11 protein-coding genes are annotated in these 18417 nt (G+C 72.6%); 7 read left to right on the forward strand and 4 right to left on the reverse strand.

What is annotated here, in order from left to right; translation table 11 throughout:
- Window positions 1-21: 21 nt before the first annotated feature.
- Entirely contained in the window at window positions 22-1644 is a 1623-nt protein-coding gene (locus ACFYYT_RS31295) for a glycoside hydrolase family 13 protein (protein ID WP_351828876.1), read from the reverse strand.
- Between the two features lie 222 nt (window positions 1645-1866).
- On the opposite strand from ACFYYT_RS31295, the gene ACFYYT_RS31300 reads away from it, so the two are divergent.
- From ACFYYT_RS31300 to pulA, 7 genes are all read left to right on the forward strand, one after another.
- The gene (locus ACFYYT_RS31300; protein WP_351828878.1) at window positions 1867-3141 is read left to right on the forward strand and encodes an extracellular solute-binding protein; all 1275 of its coding nucleotides are present in this window, start codon (window positions 1867-1869) and stop codon (window positions 3139-3141) included.
- An 8-nt stretch (window positions 3142-3149) separates the two neighbouring features.
- Window positions 3150-4190 carry a sugar ABC transporter permease gene (locus ACFYYT_RS31305; RefSeq protein ID WP_351828880.1) on the forward strand — a complete coding sequence of 347 codons (1041 nt, stop codon included), beginning with the start codon at window positions 3150-3152 and terminating at the stop codon, window positions 4188-4190.
- 143 nt (window positions 4191-4333) lie between these two features.
- A complete protein-coding gene (locus tag ACFYYT_RS31310) occupies window positions 4334-5125 on the forward strand; it encodes a carbohydrate ABC transporter permease (protein WP_351828887.1) in 792 nt (263 codons plus the stop codon).
- Between the two features lie 54 nt (window positions 5126-5179).
- Entirely contained in the window at window positions 5180-6784 is a 1605-nt protein-coding gene (locus ACFYYT_RS31315) for a glycoside hydrolase family 13 protein (RefSeq protein ID WP_351828883.1), read from the forward strand.
- Window positions 6772-7791 (forward strand): LacI family DNA-binding transcriptional regulator, encoded by a 1020-nt coding sequence (locus ACFYYT_RS31320; RefSeq protein ID WP_351828885.1) that lies wholly within the window; start codon window positions 6772-6774, stop codon window positions 7789-7791. The genes ACFYYT_RS31315 and ACFYYT_RS31320 overlap by 13 nt, the downstream gene beginning before the upstream one ends.
- Window positions 7792-9172: 1381 nt before the next feature.
- Complete coding sequence (locus tag ACFYYT_RS31325; protein WP_351831164.1) at window positions 9173-10867, forward strand: carbohydrate-binding module family 20 domain-containing protein; 1695 nt, start codon at window positions 9173-9175, stop codon at window positions 10865-10867.
- Window positions 10868-10904: 37 nt separating this feature from the next.
- A complete protein-coding gene (gene pulA / locus ACFYYT_RS31330; protein WP_388610095.1) occupies window positions 10905-16268 on the forward strand; it encodes a pullulanase-type alpha-1,6-glucosidase in 5364 nt (1787 codons plus the stop codon).
- Window positions 16269-16389: 121 nt separating this feature from the next.
- Here pulA and ACFYYT_RS31335 read toward each other — a convergent pair whose 3' ends face one another.
- From ACFYYT_RS31335 to ACFYYT_RS31345, 3 genes are all read right to left on the reverse strand, one after another.
- Entirely contained in the window at window positions 16390-17010 is a 621-nt protein-coding gene (locus ACFYYT_RS31335; RefSeq protein WP_388610098.1) for a polysaccharide deacetylase, read from the reverse strand.
- Between the two features lie 144 nt (window positions 17011-17154).
- Window positions 17155-17679 (reverse strand): GNAT family N-acetyltransferase, encoded by a 525-nt coding sequence (locus ACFYYT_RS31340; RefSeq protein ID WP_351827944.1) that lies wholly within the window; start codon window positions 17677-17679, stop codon window positions 17155-17157.
- Between the two features lie 27 nt (window positions 17680-17706).
- Window positions 17707-18414, reverse strand: coding sequence for a TetR/AcrR family transcriptional regulator (locus ACFYYT_RS31345; RefSeq protein WP_351827946.1), 708 nt, complete (start codon window positions 18412-18414; stop codon window positions 17707-17709).
- Window positions 18415-18417: the final 3 nt, after the last annotated feature.

An 18417-nucleotide genomic window follows, 5' to 3' on the forward strand; every position in this document is an offset into this window, starting at 1 on the left:
TGGACTGTACCGGTCCCCGCCTCACAAAGCCCACCACGTGCACGAATCCGCGGGCAGCAGCACGGTGCGGCCGTCCGTCTCCACGGGGGAGCTGGAGAGGACCGGGCGGCCGGGCGCGGGCATTTCGAGCGCGGCGGGCCGGGTGTTGAGGGTGCAGGCGAAGTGGGGCCGGGTGAACAGGAGCGTGCCCTCGGGGGAGGGGAGCCAGGTCAGGGGGCCCGCGTCCGGGGAGCCGAGGCCGGGCAGGGCGCGGCGCAGCTCCAGCGCGGCCCGGTACAGCTCCAGCGTGGAGTGCGGATCGCCGGTCTGCGCGGCCACGCTCAGGGGGGCCCAGTCGGCCGGCTGCGGGAGCCAGCTGCCGCCGGGCCCGAATCCGTACGGCGGCCGGGTGCCGGTCCAGGGCAGCGGGATCCGGCAGCCGTCGCGCAGTCCGTCCTGGCCGGTGGTGCGGTGGAAGGCCGGGTCCTGGCGGACCTCGTCCGGCAGGTCGGTGACCTCGGGCAGGCCGAGCTCCTCGCCCTGGTAGACGTACGCGGACCCGGGCAGCGCCAGCATCAGCAGCGCCGCCGCCCGCGCCCGGGCGAGGCCCCGGGCGCCGCCGCCGTAGCGGGTGACGTGCCGCACCACGTCGTGGTTGGACAGCACCCAGGTGGTGGGGGCCCCGACGGAGGCGGTGGCGGCGAGGGACTCGTCGATGACGGTGCGCATCGCGGCCGGGTCCCAGGGGCAGTTCAGGAAGCGGAAGTTGAAGGCCTGGTGGAGTTCGTCGGGGCGGACGTACAGCGCGAGCCGCTCCGAGGTGGGCGCCCAGGCCTCGGCGACGCCGATGCGGCCGCCCCCGTAGGAGTCGAGGAGGCGGCGCCAGGAGCGGAGGATGGCGTGGACGCCGTCCTGGTCGAAGAAGGGGAGCGGCTCGGTGCCGATCAGGGTGGCCTGCGCGCCCCGGCCGATGTCGGGCAGGCCGGGGGCCTTGACCATGCCGTGGGCGACGTCGACGCGGAAGCCGTCCACGCCCAGGTCCAGCCAGAACCGCAGGACGGAGGCGAACTCCTCGGCCACCTCGGGGTGATCCCAGTCCAGGTCGGGCTGTTCGGGGGCGAACAGGTGCAGGTACCAGGCGCCGTCCGGGACGCGGGTCCAGGCCGGGCCCCCGAAGACGGACTCCCAGTCGTTGGGCGGCTGCGCGCCGTCCGCGCCGCGGCCGGGGCGGAAGAGGTAGCGCGCGCGGGCGCCCGGCTCGTCGGCGAGGGCCGCGCGGAACCAGGGGTGCCGCTCGGAGGTGTGGTTGGGGACCACGTCGACGATGACCCGGAGGTTCAGCTCGTGCGCGGCCCGGACGAGGTCGTCGGCGTCGGCGAGGTTTCCGAAGAGGGGGTCGACGGCCCGGTAGTCGGCCACGTCGTAGCCGCCGTCCGCCTGCGGGGAGACGTAGAAGGGGGTCAGCCATACGGCGTCGACGCCGAGGCGGGCCAGGTGGGGGAGGCGCTCGCGCACCCCGCGCAGGTCTCCGACGCCGTCGCCGTCGCTGTCCGCGAAGGAGCGCACGTACACCTGGTAGATGACGGCGTCGCGCCACCAGCCGCCGCTTGCCGTGGAGTTGCTGGAAGAGCTTGCAAGCGGGAGGGCCGTCAACTCGTGGGTCATATCGGGGTCAACGCGAGCACACGCCCCCTGGTTGCGGGCCCGGGCCATCGAAGGGGACTCGAACTGACAGCAAGCCGCGGCAACCGTACGGACACACGGATGTAACGATCAGCTCCTCTTGCAGAAAATTGCCGCAAGGTCTTTCGGTCGGCTTTCAGGCTTGTTACGTTCCTGGCAACTCGGGACCGCGAGGGCGCGTCCGGGATCATCGAAGGAGTTCATATGCGGCGTGGCATAGCGGCCACCGCGCTGGTCGCGACCCTGGCGCTCGCGGCGACGGCTTGCGGCGGTGACACCAAGGGCGACGGTGGGGACACCAAGGCCGGCGGCGAGCTCTCCGGCACGGTCACGTGGTGGGACACCTCGAACGACGCCGAGAAGGCGAGCTTCCAGAAGATCGCCGAGGCGTTCACGGCGAAGCACCCGAAGGTGACCGTCAAGTACGTCAACGTCCCGTACGGCGACGCCCAGAACAAGGTCAAGAACGCCTTCAGCAGCGGCTCCGAAGCCCCGGACGTCATCCGCGCCGACGTCGGCTGGGTCGCCGACTTCGCCTCGCTCGGCTACCTCGACGAGGTCCCGGCCGACACCGCGAAGAAGATCGACGCGGAGTTCCTGCCGCAGGCCGCCGCCAGCGGCAAGTTCGAGGGCAAGACCTATGCCGTCCCGCAGGTCATCGACACCCTCGGCCTCTTCTACAACAAGAAGATGCTCGCCGACGCCGGCGTCCAGCCCCCCAAGACCCTGGAGGAGCTGAAGACCGCCGCCGCCGCCATCAAGGCGAAGACCGGCAAGACCGGCCTCTACCTGCGCGGCGACGACTCCTACTGGTTCCTCCCCTTCATCTACGGCGAGGGCGGCGACCTGGTCGACGCCAAGACCAAGACGGTCACCGTCGACAACGCCGCCGGCGTCAAGGCCTTCAAGGCCGCCCGCGACCTGGTCACCTCCGGAGCGGCGACCACCAACGCCACCGACGGCTGGACCAACATGCAGACCGCCTTCAAGTCCGGGGAGGCCGCCATGATGATCAACGGCCCCTGGGCCGTGGCCGACAGCTACGCGGGCGACCAGTTCAAGGACAAGGCCAACCTCGGCGTCGCCCCGGTCCCGGCCGGCTCCGCCAAGGCCGGCGCCCCGCAGGGCGGCCACGACCTCGCCGTCTACGCCGGCTCCAAGAACACGGCCGCCGCGCACGCCTTCGTCGAGTACATGACCTCGCAGGAGGTCCAGGTCCAGTCCGCCAAGGACCTCAGCCTGCTCCCGACGCGCACGGCCGCCTACGAGCAGCCCGACGTCAAGGCCAGCGAGATGGTCCAGTTCTTCAAGCCGGCCGTCGACAAGGCCGTCGAGCGCGCCTGGATCCCGGAGAACGGCTCCCTCTTCGAGCCGCTGAAGGTCGAGTACACCAAGGCCGTCACCGGGGCGTCGAGCCCCGAGGACGCGGCCAAGGCGGCCGGCGTCGAGTTCCGCAAGATCCTCAAGGGCTGGAAGTAGCGACAACGATGGCTGCCGACACCAGCCGGTCGGTGGCGAAGGCCGCGGGCGCGGACGCCGGGGAGGACTCCGGCGCCGCCCGCGGCCCCAGCCGCTCGACCGCCACCGCACCTCCCCGGGCGGGCCGCGGCCTCGCCCGGGCCCTCGCCACGCACTGGTACGCCTGGACGATGATCGCCCCGGTCGTCCTCGTCCTCGGCGTGATCATCGGGTGGCCGCTCGTCCGGGGCGTCTACCTGTCGCTCACCGACGCCAACGAGCGCAACGTCTCGCGCACCATCGGCGTCCGCCACATCGAGGCGACGTACCGGTTCGTCGGGCTGGACAACTACACCGCCGTGCTCGGCGACCCGGTCTTCTGGCAGCGGCTGGTGTGGACCGTGGTGTGGACCGTCGCGTGCGTGTCCCTCACCTTCGCCCTCGGTCTGGGCCTCGCCACCATGCTCAACCGGCGGTTCCGGGGCCGCGCCGCCTACCGGATGGCGCTCATCCTGCCCTGGGCCGTCCCCGGCTTCGTCTCCGTCTTCGCCTGGCGGTTCCTCTTCAACCGCGACAACGGCATCCTCAACAAGGTCCTCGACGGCGGCGGCATCTCCGCCGTGCCCTGGCTCGACGACCCGACCTGGGCCAAGTTCTCCGTCATCGCCGTCAACGTCTGGCTCGGCGTCCCCTTCATGATGGTCGCCCTGCTCGGCGGACTGCAGTCCATTCCCGGCGAGCTGTACGAGGCCGCCGAGATGGACGGGGCGAGCCCGTGGCAGCGGTTCCGGCACATCACGCTGCCCGGGCTGCGCGCCGTCAGCATGACGGTGATCCTGCTCTCCACCATCTGGACCTTCAACATGTTCCCGGTGATCTTCCTGCTGACGCGGGGCGGCCCCGGCGACTCCACCGAGATCCTGGTGACCCAGGCCTTCCGCGAGGCCTTCATCGCGAGCCCGCGCGACTTCGCCGGCTCCGCGACCTGGGGCGTCCTCATCCTCGCCCTGCTCATGATCTTCGCGCTGGTCTACCGGCGCTCGCTGCGCAAGCAGGGAGAGGTGTGGTGACCGTGACCACCAAGCAGGCCCCGGACGCCGGCGCGGAGCGCGGGGCGGAGAAGGCGGCGAAGCCTGCGGCGGGCAAGGCCGCCGGCCGTCCCGCCACGCCCGTCCGCGAGCGCGGCCGGCGCTCCCCGCTCGCCTCCGCCGCACTGCACGTCACGCTGCTGCTCGCGTCCGTCATCGCCGTCTTCCCGGTGCTGTGGATCCTGCTGACCTCCCTCAAGCCCGCGAAGTACGCCATCACCACGGACTTCGTGAAGGAACCCAACCTCGGCAACTACCGCTACCTGCTGGAGGACAGCCACTTCCTCAGCTGGTTCGCCAACTCCGTCCTCGTCGCGGGCGTCACCACCGTCCTCGGCGTGTTCATCGCCGCCACCACCGGGTACGCCGTCAGCCGCTTCAAGTTCCCCGGCATGAAGCCGCTCATGTGGACCCTGCTCATCACGCAGATGTTCCCCATGGCCATCCTCATCGTCCCGCTCTACAACCTGATGGGCGACCTCGGACTGCTCAACCAGCCCCTCGGCCTGATCATCACGTACCTCACCATCGCCGTGCCGTTCTGCGCCTGGATGATGAAGGGCTTCTTCGACACGATCCCGGTCGAGATCGACGAATCCGGCCGCGTCGACGGCCTCAACCCCTTCGGCACCTTCTGGCGGCTCATCCTCCCGCTCGCCAAGCCCGGCCTCGCCGTCACCGGCTTCTACGCCTTCATCACCGCCTGGGGCGAAGTCGCGTACGCCTCCGCCTTCATGGTCGGCGACGAAAACCTCACCCTGGCCGGCGGCCTCCAGACCTTCGTGACCCAGTACACCTCCAACTGGGGCGCCATGAGCGCGGCTTCCGTGCTCATCGCGATCCCGGCGGCGATCTTCTTCCTCTTCGCCCAGCGGCACCTCGTCGCCGGGATGACGGCGGGCGCGACCAAGGGCTGACCACCCGCGCCCCGCCCCTTTCCGCATGACCGGCCCGATCTCTTCAAGGACGACATGACCCAGCACCTCGCCGAAACGCTCTCCACCCCCACCGGCACCCTGCCCGGCTGGTGGAGAGAAGCGGTGATCTACCAGGTCTATCCGCGCAGCTTCGCCGACTCCAACGGGGACGGCATGGGGGACCTCGAAGGCATCCGCAGCCGCCTGCCCTACCTCAAGGAGCTCGGCGTCGACGCCGTCTGGCTGAGCCCCTTCTACGCCTCCCCGCAGGCCGACGCCGGCTACGACGTCGCCGACTACCGGGCCATCGACCCCATGTTCGGCACCCTGCACGACGCCGACGCCGTGATCCGCGAAGCCCACGCGCTGGGGCTGCGCATCATCGTCGACCTCGTCCCCAACCACTGCTCCGACCAGCACGAATGGTTCAAGCAGGCGCTCCGCGAAGGCCCCGGCAGCCCGCTGCGCGAACGCTTCCACTTCCGGCCCGGACGCGGAGCGGACGGCGAACTGCCGCCCAACGACTGGGAGTCCCTCTTCGGCGGACCCTCCTGGACCCGCGTCGCCGACGGCGAGTGGTACCTCCACCTCTTCGCCCCCGAGCAGCCCGACTTCAACTGGGACCACCCCGCCGTCCAGGACGAGTTCCGCTCCGTCCTGCGCTTCTGGCTGGACCTGGGCGTGGACGGCTTCCGCATCGACGTCGCCCACGGCCTCGTCAAGGCCCCCGGCCTGCCCGACCTCGGCCGCAGCGAACAGCTCAAGCTCCTCGGCAACCAGGTCCTGCCCTTCTTCGACCAGGACGGCGTCCACGAGATCTACCGCTCCTGGCGCACCGTCCTCGACGAGTACGCCGGGGACCGCATCGGCGTCGCCGAGGCCTGGACCCCCAGCGCCGAACGCACCGCGCTCTACCTGCGCCCCGACGAGCTCCACCAGGCCTTCAACTTCCACTACCTGGGCACCGGCTGGGACGCGGCGGCGCTGCGCGCCGCCATCGACGAGTCCCTCGACGCGATGCGGCCCGTCGGCGCGACGAGCACCTGGGTGCTGTCCAACCACGACGTGGTGCGGCACGTCACCCGCTACGGCGGCGGTGCCCGGGGGCTGGCCCGGGCGCGGGCGGCGGCGCTGCTGATGCTGGCGCTGCCCGGGTCCGCGTACGTCTACCAGGGCGAGGAGCTCGGCCTGCCCGAGGTCACCGACCTGCCGGACGAGGTCCGCCAGGACCCGGCCTTCCACCGCGCCACCGGCCAGGACGGACTGCGCGACGGCTGCCGCGTACCGATCCCGTGGTCGGGGACCGAGGCCCCGTACGGCTTCGGCGCGGGCGGCAGCTGGCTGCCCCAGCCCGAGGGGTGGGCGGCGCTGAGCGTGGCCGCGCAGACCGGCGACCCGCACTCCACGCTGGAGCTCTACCGCACCGCGCTGCGGATCCGGCGCGAGCGGCCCGAGCTGGGCGCGGGCGACGCGGTGGAGTGGCTGCCCGCGCCGGACGGGGTGCTGGCCTTCCGCCGGGGCGGCTTCGTCTGCACGGTCAACACGACGGAGGAGCCCGTACGGCTGCCCGCGCCGGGGACCGTGCTGCTGGCCAGCCAGGCCCTGACCGGGGAGGCGGACCTCCTCCCGGCCGACACGGCGGTGTGGTGGCAGGGGTGACCTCCCCCCTCAGGCTGACGGACATCGCCGCGCAGGCCGAGGTCAGCGAGGCGACCGTCAGCCGCGTGCTCAACGGCAAGGCGGGGGTGGCGGCCGGGACCCGGCACAGGGTGCTGGCCGCCATGGACCTGCTGGGCTACGAGCGGCCGGTCCGGCTCAAGCGGCGCAGCAACGGGCTGGTCGGGCTGCTGATCCCGGAGCTCACCAACCCGATCTTCCCGGCGTTCGCCCAGGTCATCGAGCAGGCCCTGGCCGGGCACGGGTACACGCCGGTGCTGTGCACGCAGACCCCGGGCGGAGCCACCGAGGACGAACTGGTCGAGCAGCTGGAGGAGCGGGGGGTCACCGGGATCGTCTTCCTGTCGGGGCTGCACGCCGACGCCTCGGCCGATCCGGCGCGCTACCAGCGGCTGGCGGCGCGGGGGGTGCCGTTCGTGCTGATCAACGGGTTCAACGAGGCGATCAGCGCCCCGTTCGTGTCCCCGGACGACCGGGCGGCCGCCGATATGGCCGTACGGCACCTGGAGGAGCTGGGCCACCGCCGGATCGGCCTGGCGATCGGGCCCACGCGCTACGTCCCGTCGGCGCGCAAGGAGCAGGGCTTCCTCGCGGCCCGGCCCGGGGCCGCCGCCGAAGGGCTGGTGCGGAGCACGCTGTTCACCGTCGAGGGCGGCCACGCGGCGGGCGGCGCCCTGCTGGACCGGGGCTGCACGGGGGTGGTCTGCGCGAGCGACATGATGGCGCTCGGCGTCGTCCGCGCGGCCCGCGAACGGGGGCTGCGGGTCCCGGAGGACGTCTCGGTGGTCGGCTTCGACGACTCCCCGCTCATCGCCTTCACCGACCCGCCCCTGACCACCGTCCGCCAGCCGGTCCGCGCGATGGCCACGGCGGCGGTGGGCGCCCTCCTGGAGGCGGTCGCGGGCACCCCGGTCCAGCGCACGGAGTACGTCTTCCAGCCGGAACTGGTGGTGAGGGGCTCGACGGCCCAGGCCCGGCCGGGGAGCTGAGGGGGCGGGGCGCGGGCCGGCTATTCCCCCTCGACCCCTCCACGTCCCGGCGCCTGCCCACCCGCCTGCCCGAGCGCGGGCGGGGGTGGGGGAGCGGGGCCCGGGCCGGCTATTCCCCCTCGACCCCTCCACGTCCCGGCGCCTGCCCACCCGCCTGCCCGAGCGCGGGCGGGGGTGGGGGAGCGGGGCCCAATGGAGCGGCATCAGGGAGGGTTTGGGGGTTTCCCGGCAGTCTTCGTCCTTCCGTGTCGTGCCGGTCCCTCAAGGGCGCTCCTTCGTCGCGTCGCTTCGCGATGGCCTTCGGCCACCCTTGACCGACCGTCCCGCCACGGAAAAACGAAGACTGCCGGGAAACCCCCAAAAGAACGTTCACGGGGCACGACTGACAGTCCTGTCCTCATCAGAGAGCCGAGACCCCTACCGCCGAGGGGCCAGGTGGGCCCGACATCCGGCCCTCCCAGACCAGATTCCGGGCCGGGGGCGGCCAGACCACACGAGACAGCGATACGACGAGCCTGCGGCTCCAGCAGAAGCCCCCGCGCATCAGATCGCTACGCGCTTCGCCCGGCATAGCGTCCGCCGGCCGTCTGTGGCTGGACATAAGCCGCCCAAGGCGAAGAAATGGCCCTACTTGACGGGCGACTGACCCTCGGAGGACGGAGAGCGGCCGGAAATCGGCTCACTGCACGAAAACTCACTCCTCTCGCTCTCTCACTCCATCACGGCCGCAGACGCGTGACTGCCCGCCCTCCACGGGCCTTGGGCGGCCTATGTCCGGCCACAGGCGGCCGGCGGACGCTATGCCGAGAGAAGCGCGTAGCGATCCGATGCGCCGGATGTCCCGCCCGGTTGTTCTGGTCGCTGTTTGGTGTGGTCTGGCCGCCCCCGGCCCGGAATGGCAGCACGCGGGCCGGACATCGGGCCCACCTGGGGTCCCTTGCGGTGGGGGTCTCGGCTCCCTGATGACGATCGGCCAGGCTCACTGCCCCGTGAACGTTCTTTTGGGGGTTTCCCGGCAGTCTTCGTTTTTCCGTGGCGGGACGGTCGGTCAAGGGTGGCCGAAGGCCATCGCGAAGCGACGCGACGAAGGAGCGCCCTTGAGGGACCGGCCCGACGCGGAAGGACGATGAGACTGACGGGAGACCACCAAACCCTCCCTGAGGCCGCTCCGCTGGACCCCGCCGCCCCTACTCCCGCCCGCTCCCCGCTCGCCCCGTCACTCGTACCCCGCTCCCGAAGCTCCCGCCCCGCCCCGCCCCGCCCCTCACCCCCACCCCCCGCCGGAAACAATTCTGCAATCTCTTGCGCAAGCTCTTGCAACACGCCTGGGCGGCCCCTACGGTCAGCGGCAATCCCCCCACCTCTCCGCCAGGAGGCCCCCATGCCCCGCTCAGCAAGAAGCCGCAGAAGTCTGCTTGCCGCGTCCGTGCTCGCCGCTGCCGCCGTCGCCGTTCCGGCGCCCTCCGCGCAGGCCGCCGCGCCCGGGGAGAAGGACGTCACCGCCGTGCTGTTCGAGTGGCGGTTCGACTCCGTCGCCAAGGCCTGTACCGACAGCCTCGGGCCCGCCGGGTACGGGTACGTGCAGGTGTCGCCGCCGCAGGAGCACATCCAGGGGCCCCAGTGGTGGACCTCGTACCAGCCCGTCAGCTACAAGATCGCCGGGCGGCTCGGGGACCGGGCGGCCTTCCAGCGGATGGTCGCCGCCTGCCACGGGGCCGGGGTGAAGGTGGTCGCCGACTCCGTCATCAACCACATGGCCGCCGGTGACGGGGTGGGGACCGGGGGGTCCCCGTATACGAAGTACGGCTACCCGGGGCTCTATTCGGGCGCCGACATGGACGACTGCCGGGCCACCGTCTCGAACTACCAGGACCGGGCGAACGTCCAGAACTGCGAGCTCGTGCAGCTCGCCGACCTGGACACCGGTGAGGACTACGTGCGGGGCCGGATCGCCGGCTACCTCAACGACCTGCTGTCGCTGGGCGTCGACGGGTTCCGGATCGACGCCGCCAAGCACATGCCCGCCGCCGACCTCGCCGCCATCAAGTCGCGGCTGAGCAATCCGGGCGTCTACTGGAAGCAGGAGGCGATATACGGAGCCGGTGAGGCCGTCCAGCCGGGCGAGTACCTCGGGAACGGCGACGTGCAGGAGTTCCGCTACGGGCGGGACCTCAAGCGGGTGTTCCAGAACGAGAACCTCGCCTACCTGAAGAACTTCGGGGAGGCGTGGGGGTACCTGCCGAGCGGGCAGGCCGGGGTGTTCGTCGACAACCACGACACCGAGCGCGGCGGGGACACCCTCAGCTACAAGGACGGTTCCGCCTACACCCTCGCCAGCGTGTTCATGCTGGCCTGGCCCTACGGATCGCCCGACGTGCACTCCGGCTACGAGTGGACCGACAAGGACGCCGGTCCCCCCAACGGCGGCTCCGTGAACACCTGTTACGCCGACGGGTGGAAGTGCCAGCACGCCTGGCGGGAGATCTCCTCCATGGTCGGCTTCCGGAACTCCGCGCGCGGGCAGGGCGTCACCGACTGGTGGGACAACGGGGCCGACCAGATCGCCTTCGGCCGGGGGTCCAAGGCGTACGTGGTCATCAACCACGAGACCGGGCCGCTGACCCGCACCTTCCAGACCTCCCTGCCCGCCGGCGGCTACTGCGACGTGCAGAGCGGCCGGGCCGTGAGCGTGGACTCCGGCGGACGGTTCACCGCCACCCTCGGCGCCGGGACCGCCCTCGCCCTGCACGCCGGAGCCCGTACGTGCGCGCAGGCGCCCGCCGGGGCCGGGGCCTCCTTCGCCGTCAGCGCCACCACCGTGCCCGGCCAGGACGTGTACGTCACCGGGGACCGGGCCGAGCTCGGCGGCTGGAACGCCGGCGCCGCGCTCAGGCTCGACCCGGCCGCGTACCCCGTCTGGAAGCTCGACGTGGGCCTGCCCGCCGGGGCGGCCTTCGCCTACAAGTACCTCCGCAAGGACGCCGCCGGGACCGTTACCTGGGAGAGCGGGGCCAACCGCACCGCCACCGTCCCGGCGAACGGCACGGTCACGCTGACCGACACCTGGCGCGGCTGATCCGCAGCACCCACCCCCGTACCCGAGGAGATCCCCCGTGATACGCCCCGCCGCAGGAGCGCTCGCCGCCGCGCTGGCCGTGACGCTCCTGCCCGCCCTCCCCGCCTCGGCCGCCGCCCAGCCGCCGCCACCGCCCCCGGACGCGAAACTGGCCGCCGAGCCCGCCCGGCACGACCTGACCCGCGAGCAGTTCTACTTCCTGCTCCCGGACCGCTTCGCGAACGGCGACCCGCGCAACGACCGCGGCGGGCTGACCGGGAGCCGCTCGCAGACCGGGCTGGACCCCACCGACAAGGGCTTCTACCAGGGCGGGGACCTCAAGGGGCTCACCGACCGGCTCGACTACGTCAAGGGGCTCGGCACCACGGCCATCTGGCTGGCGCCGATCTTCAAGAACCAGCCGGTGCAGGGGACGGGCAAGGACGAGTCGGCCGGCTACCACGGCTACTGGATCACCGACTTCACCCAGGTCGACCCGCACTTCGGCACCAACGCCGACCTGACGCGGCTCATCGACAAGGCGCACGCGAAGGGGATGAAGGTCTTCTTCGACGTCATCACCAACCACACCGCCGACGTGGTCGACTACCGGGAGGGCTCCCACGACTACCTGTCCAAGGGGGCCTTTCCGTACCTGACGAAGGACGGGGTCCCCTTCGACGACTCCGCCTACGGCAAGGGCTTCCCGAAGACCGGCCCCGCCACCTTCCCCCGCACCCCCTTCGTGCCCGACGCGAAGAGGGACCTCAAGGCGCCCGGCTGGCTCAACGACCCGGCGATGTACCACAACCGGGGCGACTCCACCTTCGCCGGGGAGTCCGCGGAGCAGGGCGACTTCTCCGGCCTCGACGACCTGTGGACCGAGCGTCCCGAGGTCGTGGAGGGGATGGAGAAGATCTACGAGAAGTGGGTCAAGGACTTCGCCGTCGACGGCTTCCGCATCGACACCGTCAAGCACGTCGACACCCCCTTCTGGACGAAGTGGGCCACCGCCCTGGAGAAGTACGCCGCCCAGCGCGGCCGGAAGGACTTCTTCATGTTCGGCGAGGTCTACTCCGCCGACACCGCCGTCACCTCCCCGTACGTGACGCGGGGGCGCCTCGACGCCACCCTCGACTTCCCCTTCCAGGACGCCGTCCGCGCCTACGCCTCCCAGGGCGCGGACGCGGGCCGGCTGGGCTCCGTACTGGCCGCCGACTACCGGTACACCACCGACAAGGCCAACGCCTACGAGCAGGTGACCTTTCTCGGCAACCACGACATGGGCCGCTTCGGCACCTTCCTGAAGCAGGACCGGCCGGGCGCGGGGGAGCAGGAGCTCCTCGACCGCTACCGGCTCGCCAACGAGCTGATGTTCTTCTCCCGGGGCAACCCGGTCGTCTACTCCGGCGACGAGCAGGGCTTCACCGGCTCCGGCGGCGACAAGGACGCCCGCCAGCCGCTGTTCGCCACGGGGATCGCCGACTACCTGGACGACGACCAGCTCGGGACGGCGCGCACGCACGCGAGCGACGCCTACGATCCGGGACACCCGCTCTACCGGCAGATCAGTGCTCTCTCGAAGCTGACCAAGGACCACCCGGCCCTGCGCGACGGCATCCAGAGCGAACGTTTCTCCGAGGGCTCCGTGTACGCCTTCGCCCGGACCGACCCCAAGACCCGCACCGAGTACCTCGTCGCATCCAACAACGGCACCGGGGCCCGTACGGTCGAACTCGACGCCCCGGCCGGCGCGACCTACCGCACCCTCTACGCCGGCACCGGCACCGGCAGCGGCGCCGCCGTCTTCGCCGCCCCGCGCGCCTCCGCCGCCGGCAAGCTCACCGTCACCGTCCCCGCCCTCGGCTCGGTGGTCCTGCGGGCCGCCGCCCCCCTCGCCCCGCCCGTCACCGCGCCCGCGCTGACGCTGAAGCCCCCCGCGCCCGGCGCCACCGGGACCGTCGAGCTGTCCGCCGACGTCACCGGAGGCGGCCTGAACCGGGTGGTCTTCGCCGCCCAGACCGGCGCCGGGAAGTGGCAGGTCCTCGGCTCCGCCGACCACGCCCCCTACACGGTCACCCAGCAGGTCACGGCCCCCGCCGGAACACCCCTGCGCTACAAGGCCGTCGCCGTCGACGCCACCGGACGCACCGCCTCCGCCCTCGCCGCCTCCACCGCCGGACAGGCCCCGCCCGCGGAGGTCCCCACCGCGACCCGGCGCGACTACGCGGTCGTCCACTACCACCGGCCCGACGGCGACTACACGGACCGGCGGCTCTACGCCTGGGGCGACCTCGCCGACGGCGAGGCCACGCCCTGGCCCCAGGGCCACCCCTTCACCGGCCGCGACGCCTACGGCGCCTTCGCGTACGTCCGCCTGAAGCCCGGCGCCACCACGCTGAACTACCTCGTCATCGACAAGGACGGCACCAAGGACGTCCCCGCCGACCGCACGGTCGACCTGACCAGGACCGGCGAGATCTGGCTCGAACAGGGCCAGGAACCCGCCCGCACCGACCCCCCCGCCGCACCGCCCCAGGACCAGACCAAGGCCGTCCTGCACTACCAGCGCCCCGACGGCTCCTACGACGGCTGGGGCCTGCACGTGTGGACCGGCGCCGCGACCCCCACCGACTGGGCGAAGCCGCTGCTCCCCGTCCGCACCGACTCCTACGGCGCCGTCTACGAGGTCCCCCTCGCCGCCGGGGCCACCAGCCTGAGCTACATCCTCCACAAGGGCGACCAGAAGGACCTCCCCACCGACCAGTCCCTCGACCTCAAGGCCACCGGCCACGAGGTGTGGATGCTCGGCGGCACGGAGCACTACCTCCTGCCACAGCCCGCCGCCGCGGCCGCCGCCCTCGACCTCACCAAGGCCGAAGCCGTCTGGATCGACCGCGACACCCTCGCCTGGAACGCCCCCGAGGCCGCCGCCTCCGCCCAGCTCCTCGCCTCCCCCGAGGGCCGGATCACCGCGGAGAACGGCGTCCTGCACGAGAACGGCGCCCGCTGGCTGCGGCTGGAGCGCACCGCGCTCACCCCCGCCCAGAAGCAGAAGTTCCCGCACCTGGCGGCGTACCGGGCCTTCACCGTCGACCCCCGCGACCGCGACCGGGTCCGCGAAGCCCCGCGCGGCCAGCTCGTCGCGAGCGCCCGCGCCGCGAACGGGGCCGTCCTCGCCGCCACCGGCGTCCAGCTCGCCGGCGTCCTCGACGACCTGTACGCGACGAACGCACCCCTGGGCCCCGTCTTCAAGGACGGCCGCCCCACCCTCTCCGTCTGGGCCCCCACCGCCCGGGAGGTCTCCCTCGAACTCGACGGCCGCACCGTCGCCATGCGCCGCGACGACGCCACCGGCGTCTGGTCGGTGCGCGGCGACCGCTCCTGGACCGGCAAGCCCTACCGCTACGCCGTCACCGTCTGGGCCCCGAGCACCCGCCAGGTCGTCCGCAACCTCGTCACCGACCCCTACTCCACCGCCCTGACCGCCGACTCCACCCGCAGCCTCGTGGTGGACCTGGCCGACCCGAAGCTCGCCCCGCCCGGCTGGCAGGGCCTGCGCAAGCCCGCGCCCGTCCCCTTCGCCTCCGCGCGGATCCAGGAACTGCACCTGCGCGACTTCTCCGCCGAGGACCCCACGAGCGGCCACCCCGGCCAGTACCTCGCCTTCACCGACACCGGCTCGGACGGCATGCGCCACCTGCGCGAGCTGGCCGCCTCCGGCACCTCCTACGTCCACCTCCTGCCCGTCTTCGACTTCGCCACCGTCCCCGAGCGGGCCGCGGACCGCACCCCGCCCGCCTGCGACCTCACGGCGCACGCCCCCGACTCCGAGGCCCAGCAGGCCTGCGTGGCCGCCGCCGCCCCGAAGGACGCCTACAACTGGGGCTACGACCCGCTGCACTACACCGTCCCCGAGGGCTCGTACGCGAGCGACCCGAACGGCACCGCCCGCACCGTCGAGTTCCGCAGGATGGTCCAGGGGCTGAACGCGGCCGGGCTGCGCACCGTCATGGACGTCGTCTACAACCACACCGCGGCGGCCGGCCAGTCGGACGCGTCGGTCCTCGACCGCATCGTGCCCGGCTACTACCAGCGCCTCCTCGCCGACGGCGCCGTCGCCAGCTCCACCTGCTGCTCCAACACCGCGCCCGAGAACGCCATGATGGGCCGCCTCGTCGTGGACTCCATCGTCACCTGGGCCAAGCAGTACAAGGTCGACGGCTTCCGCTTCGACCTGATGGGCCACCACCCCAAGGCCAACATCCTGGCCGTCCGCACGGCCCTCGACGCGCTCACCCCCGCGAAGGACGGCGTGGACGGGAAGAAGATCGTCCTCTACGGCGAGGGCTGGAACTTCGGCGAGGTCGCCGACGACGCCCGCTTCGTCCAGGCCACCCAGAAGAACATGGCCGGCACCGGCATCGCCACCTTCTCCGACCGCGCCCGTGACGCCGTGCGCGGCGGCGGCCCCTTCGACGAGGACCCGCGCGTCCAGGGCTTCGCCTCCGGACTGTTCACCGCCCCCAACGGGGCCCCCGCCAACGGCACCCCCGACGAGCAGCGCGCCCGCCTCCTGCACGACCAGGACCTGATCAAGGTCGGGCTCACCGGCAATCTGGCCTCCTACGCGTTCACCGACTCCGCGGGCCGCCGCACCAAGGGCTCCGAGGTGGACTACAACGGCGCCCCCGCCGGCTACGCGGCCGCCCCCGGCGACGCCCTCGCCTACGTGGACGCCCACGACAACGAGAGCCTCTACGACGCCCTCGCCTACAAACTGCCCGCCACCACCACCCCCGCCGACCGGGGCCGGGCCCAGGTCCTCGCCCTGGCCACGGCCGCCCTCTCGCAGGGCCCGGCGCTCTCCCAGGCCGGCAGCGACCTGCTCCGCTCGAAGTCCCTGGACCGCAACTCCTTCGACAGCGGGGACTGGTTCAACGCCATCCACTGGGACTGCCGCAGCGGCAACGGCTTCGGCCGGGGCCTGCCGCCCGCCGCCGACAACCGGGCCAAGTGGCCGTACGCCGCACCCCTGCTGAAGGGGACGGCCGTCCCCGGCTGCGCCGAGACCGGCGCCACCTCGGCCGCCTACCGCGACCTGCTGAGGATCCGTACGACGGAGAGCGCCTTCGCCCTCACCACGGCGGACGCCGTCCAGGCCGCGCTGGCCTTCCCGCTGTCCGGGACCGAGGAGACCCCGGGCGTCCTCACCATGACCCTGGGCGACCTGGTCGTGGTCTTCAACTCCGCGCCCGAGGAGCGCACCCAGCGCGTCCAGGCCCTCGCGGGCACCCGCTACGCCCTGCACCCGGTCCAGGCGGCCGGCTCCGACCCGGTGGTGAAGCGGTCCGGCTACGAGGCGGCCGCGGGCACGTTCACCGTCCCGGCGCGGACCGTCGCCGTGTTCAAGCGGTCCTGACCGCGGGGCGGGCGGGGCGGTGCCGGCCGCGGTCCGGCACCGCCCCACCCGCTCACCCGCGGTCAGCTCCGTTCAGCGCCGCCCGGCCCGTTCCGTGCCGTTCAGCGCCATGCGGCGCCCGTCAGACCCAGATGCGCACGGCCTCCATGCGCCGCGACTGGCCCGTGGTCCCCACGTACACCGGGTTCCCGGCGGCCGCGTTCAGCCAGCCGTAGTCCGCCACGTGCGCCTGCGCCGCCACGCTGCCGTTGCCGACCTGGACGCCCAGCGCCTCCATCCGACGCGACTGGCCGGTGGTGCCGACCGTCACCGCCCTGCCGTCGGCGGCGCACGCCCAGCCCTGCCACCCGATGTCCGCCAGGTGGGCGTTGGCGCAGACCCCGCCCGTCCCGGCGGTCGCGATCACCGCGGCCTCCATCCGGCGGCCCTGCCCGGTGGTCCCGGCGACGGCGCCGTCGCACACCGTGCCCTGCCACCCGACGCCCTCGACGTGGGCGGCGTAACAGACCGTCCGGGCGGCCGGGGCCAGCGCCTCGTGCCGGGCCGCCGCCGCCTCCACCTCGGCGATCACCGACGCGGGCGCCGCCGCGACGGCCGTGGGAGCCGCCGCGGCCGAGGGGGCCGGCGCCGGGGCGGGCACGGACGGCCGCGGCGCGGCGGTGGCCGTTCCCGAGACCCCCAGCACGCCCGCCAGCGCGACGCCCAGTAAGACCCCCGCGGTCCTGCTCGTGGAATTCCTCATGGTGTTCCCCTCCTGGTACCGACTGGTCGCGACCATCAGTACCGCCGCTCCGGACGCGGGGGCAACGCCAACCGGGACGCACGGCCGAGAGCCGCCCCGGCATGGCGCACGCGGGGTGCTTGCGGTCGGGACGGGCGCCGTGCCTCAGACGTCGAGGCGCCGCTCCAGCAGGATCACCCCGTACACCCGGCCGCCGTCGCCCTGTTTCGAGGGGCATTCGCCGACGATCCGGTAGCCCGCGGCCCGGTAGTAGGCGAGCAGCCGCGGGTTCGACGCCCGGCAGTCCAGGCGCGCCCGTTCCCGTCCCGTCCGGGCGGTCCGCCGCTCGGCGTGGTCGAGGATCCGCAGCCCGGTCCCCGGGGCGGCCGCCTCCCGCTCCACCATCAGCCGGTGGACGTACCCCGCGACGGGGGGCTGGACCCCCCAGGCCTCCTCGTCGGACCACCACAGCTCGTACGCGCCCACCACCCGCCCGTCGGCGTCCTCGGCGAGCCACACCTCCCCGGTGCGCATCACCGACCGGAAATGGGCGACGTCCTTCTCCCCGGGCTTCCACTGGTCGATGCCCTGCTTGCGCATCCAGCGGGCCGCCTGGTCGTACAGCTTCACCAGCGTGGCGGCGTCCTTCTCCCCGGCCTGCCGGAACAAGATCCCGTCGTCAATGATCACGCGGGCATTATCGCGTTCCGGACCGGATCACTCGCCCGGAAGGGAGGCCGGGACCAGCGCCGCCAGCCGTCCCACCAGCTCCCCGAACGGCCCGTCGGCCGGCTCGCCCGCCAGGATCTGAACGAGGATCCCCGCCATCTCCGGGTCGTACGCGGCGCTCACGGCGGCCAGCGCCGCGAAGTCGTGCACCAGCTGGAGTTCCAGCTCCGCCCGCGGGATCCGCCGCCCGTCCAGCCACAGCAGCGCCGTCGACTCGGCCAGCGACACCCAGGAACGCACGACGAGTTCCAGCCGCGCGGGCGGATCCGCCACGCCGATGTGGGTGATGATCTGCTCGTACGCGGCCTGCCGGACCTCGTCGATCATCGCGTTGGTCCGGCTGCTGCCCGCCGCCGGACCGCCCCGCATCAGCGCGGAGAAGCCCGGACCGTGCTCGTCGACGAAGGCGAAGTAGCGGCCCATCACCCGCAGCAGCCGGGCCCCGAGGGGGCCTTCGCGCGGCTCGACGAAACGATCCGCCAGCTCGTCGGCGGCCCGCCGCAGCGCGGCCTCGTAGAGGCTGAGCTTGCCCGGGAAGTAGTGGTAGACGAGCGGCCGGGATATTCCGGCCGCCGCGGCGATCTCGTCGATCGACACATCGTCGGGGGAGCGGTTGCTGAACAGCTCCAGGGCCACCCCGATCAGCTGCTGCCGCCGCTCCTCGACACCCATCCTGCGTCGCACCCCGGTTGTCATGCC

Source organism: Streptomyces sp. NPDC002032 (genome assembly GCF_042890765.1).
Lineage (GTDB): Bacteria > Actinomycetota > Actinomycetes > Streptomycetales > Streptomycetaceae > Streptomyces.

Excerpts from the sequence above, each read along its gene's own strand:
- ACFYYT_RS31345 (WP_351827946.1), bottom strand. The coding sequence starts at position 18,414 with ATGACAACCGGGGTGCGACGCAGGATGGGTGTCGAGGAGCGGCGGCAG.
- ACFYYT_RS31305 (WP_351828880.1), top strand. The coding sequence starts at position 3,150 with ATGGCTGCCGACACCAGCCGGTCGGTGGCGAAGGCCGCGGGCGCGGAC.
- ACFYYT_RS31315 (WP_351828883.1), top strand. The coding sequence starts at position 5,180 with ATGACCCAGCACCTCGCCGAAACGCTCTCCACCCCCACCGGCACCCTG.
- ACFYYT_RS31325 (WP_351831164.1), top strand. The coding sequence starts at position 9,173 with ATGCCCCGCTCAGCAAGAAGCCGCAGAAGTCTGCTTGCCGCGTCCGTG.
- ACFYYT_RS31300 (WP_351828878.1), top strand. The coding sequence starts at position 1,867 with ATGCGGCGTGGCATAGCGGCCACCGCGCTGGTCGCGACCCTGGCGCTC.
- ACFYYT_RS31335 (WP_388610098.1), bottom strand. The coding sequence starts at position 17,010 with ATGAGGAATTCCACGAGCAGGACCGCGGGGGTCTTACTGGGCGTCGCG.
- ACFYYT_RS31295 (WP_351828876.1), bottom strand. The coding sequence starts at position 1,644 with ATGACCCACGAGTTGACGGCCCTCCCGCTTGCAAGCTCTTCCAGCAAC.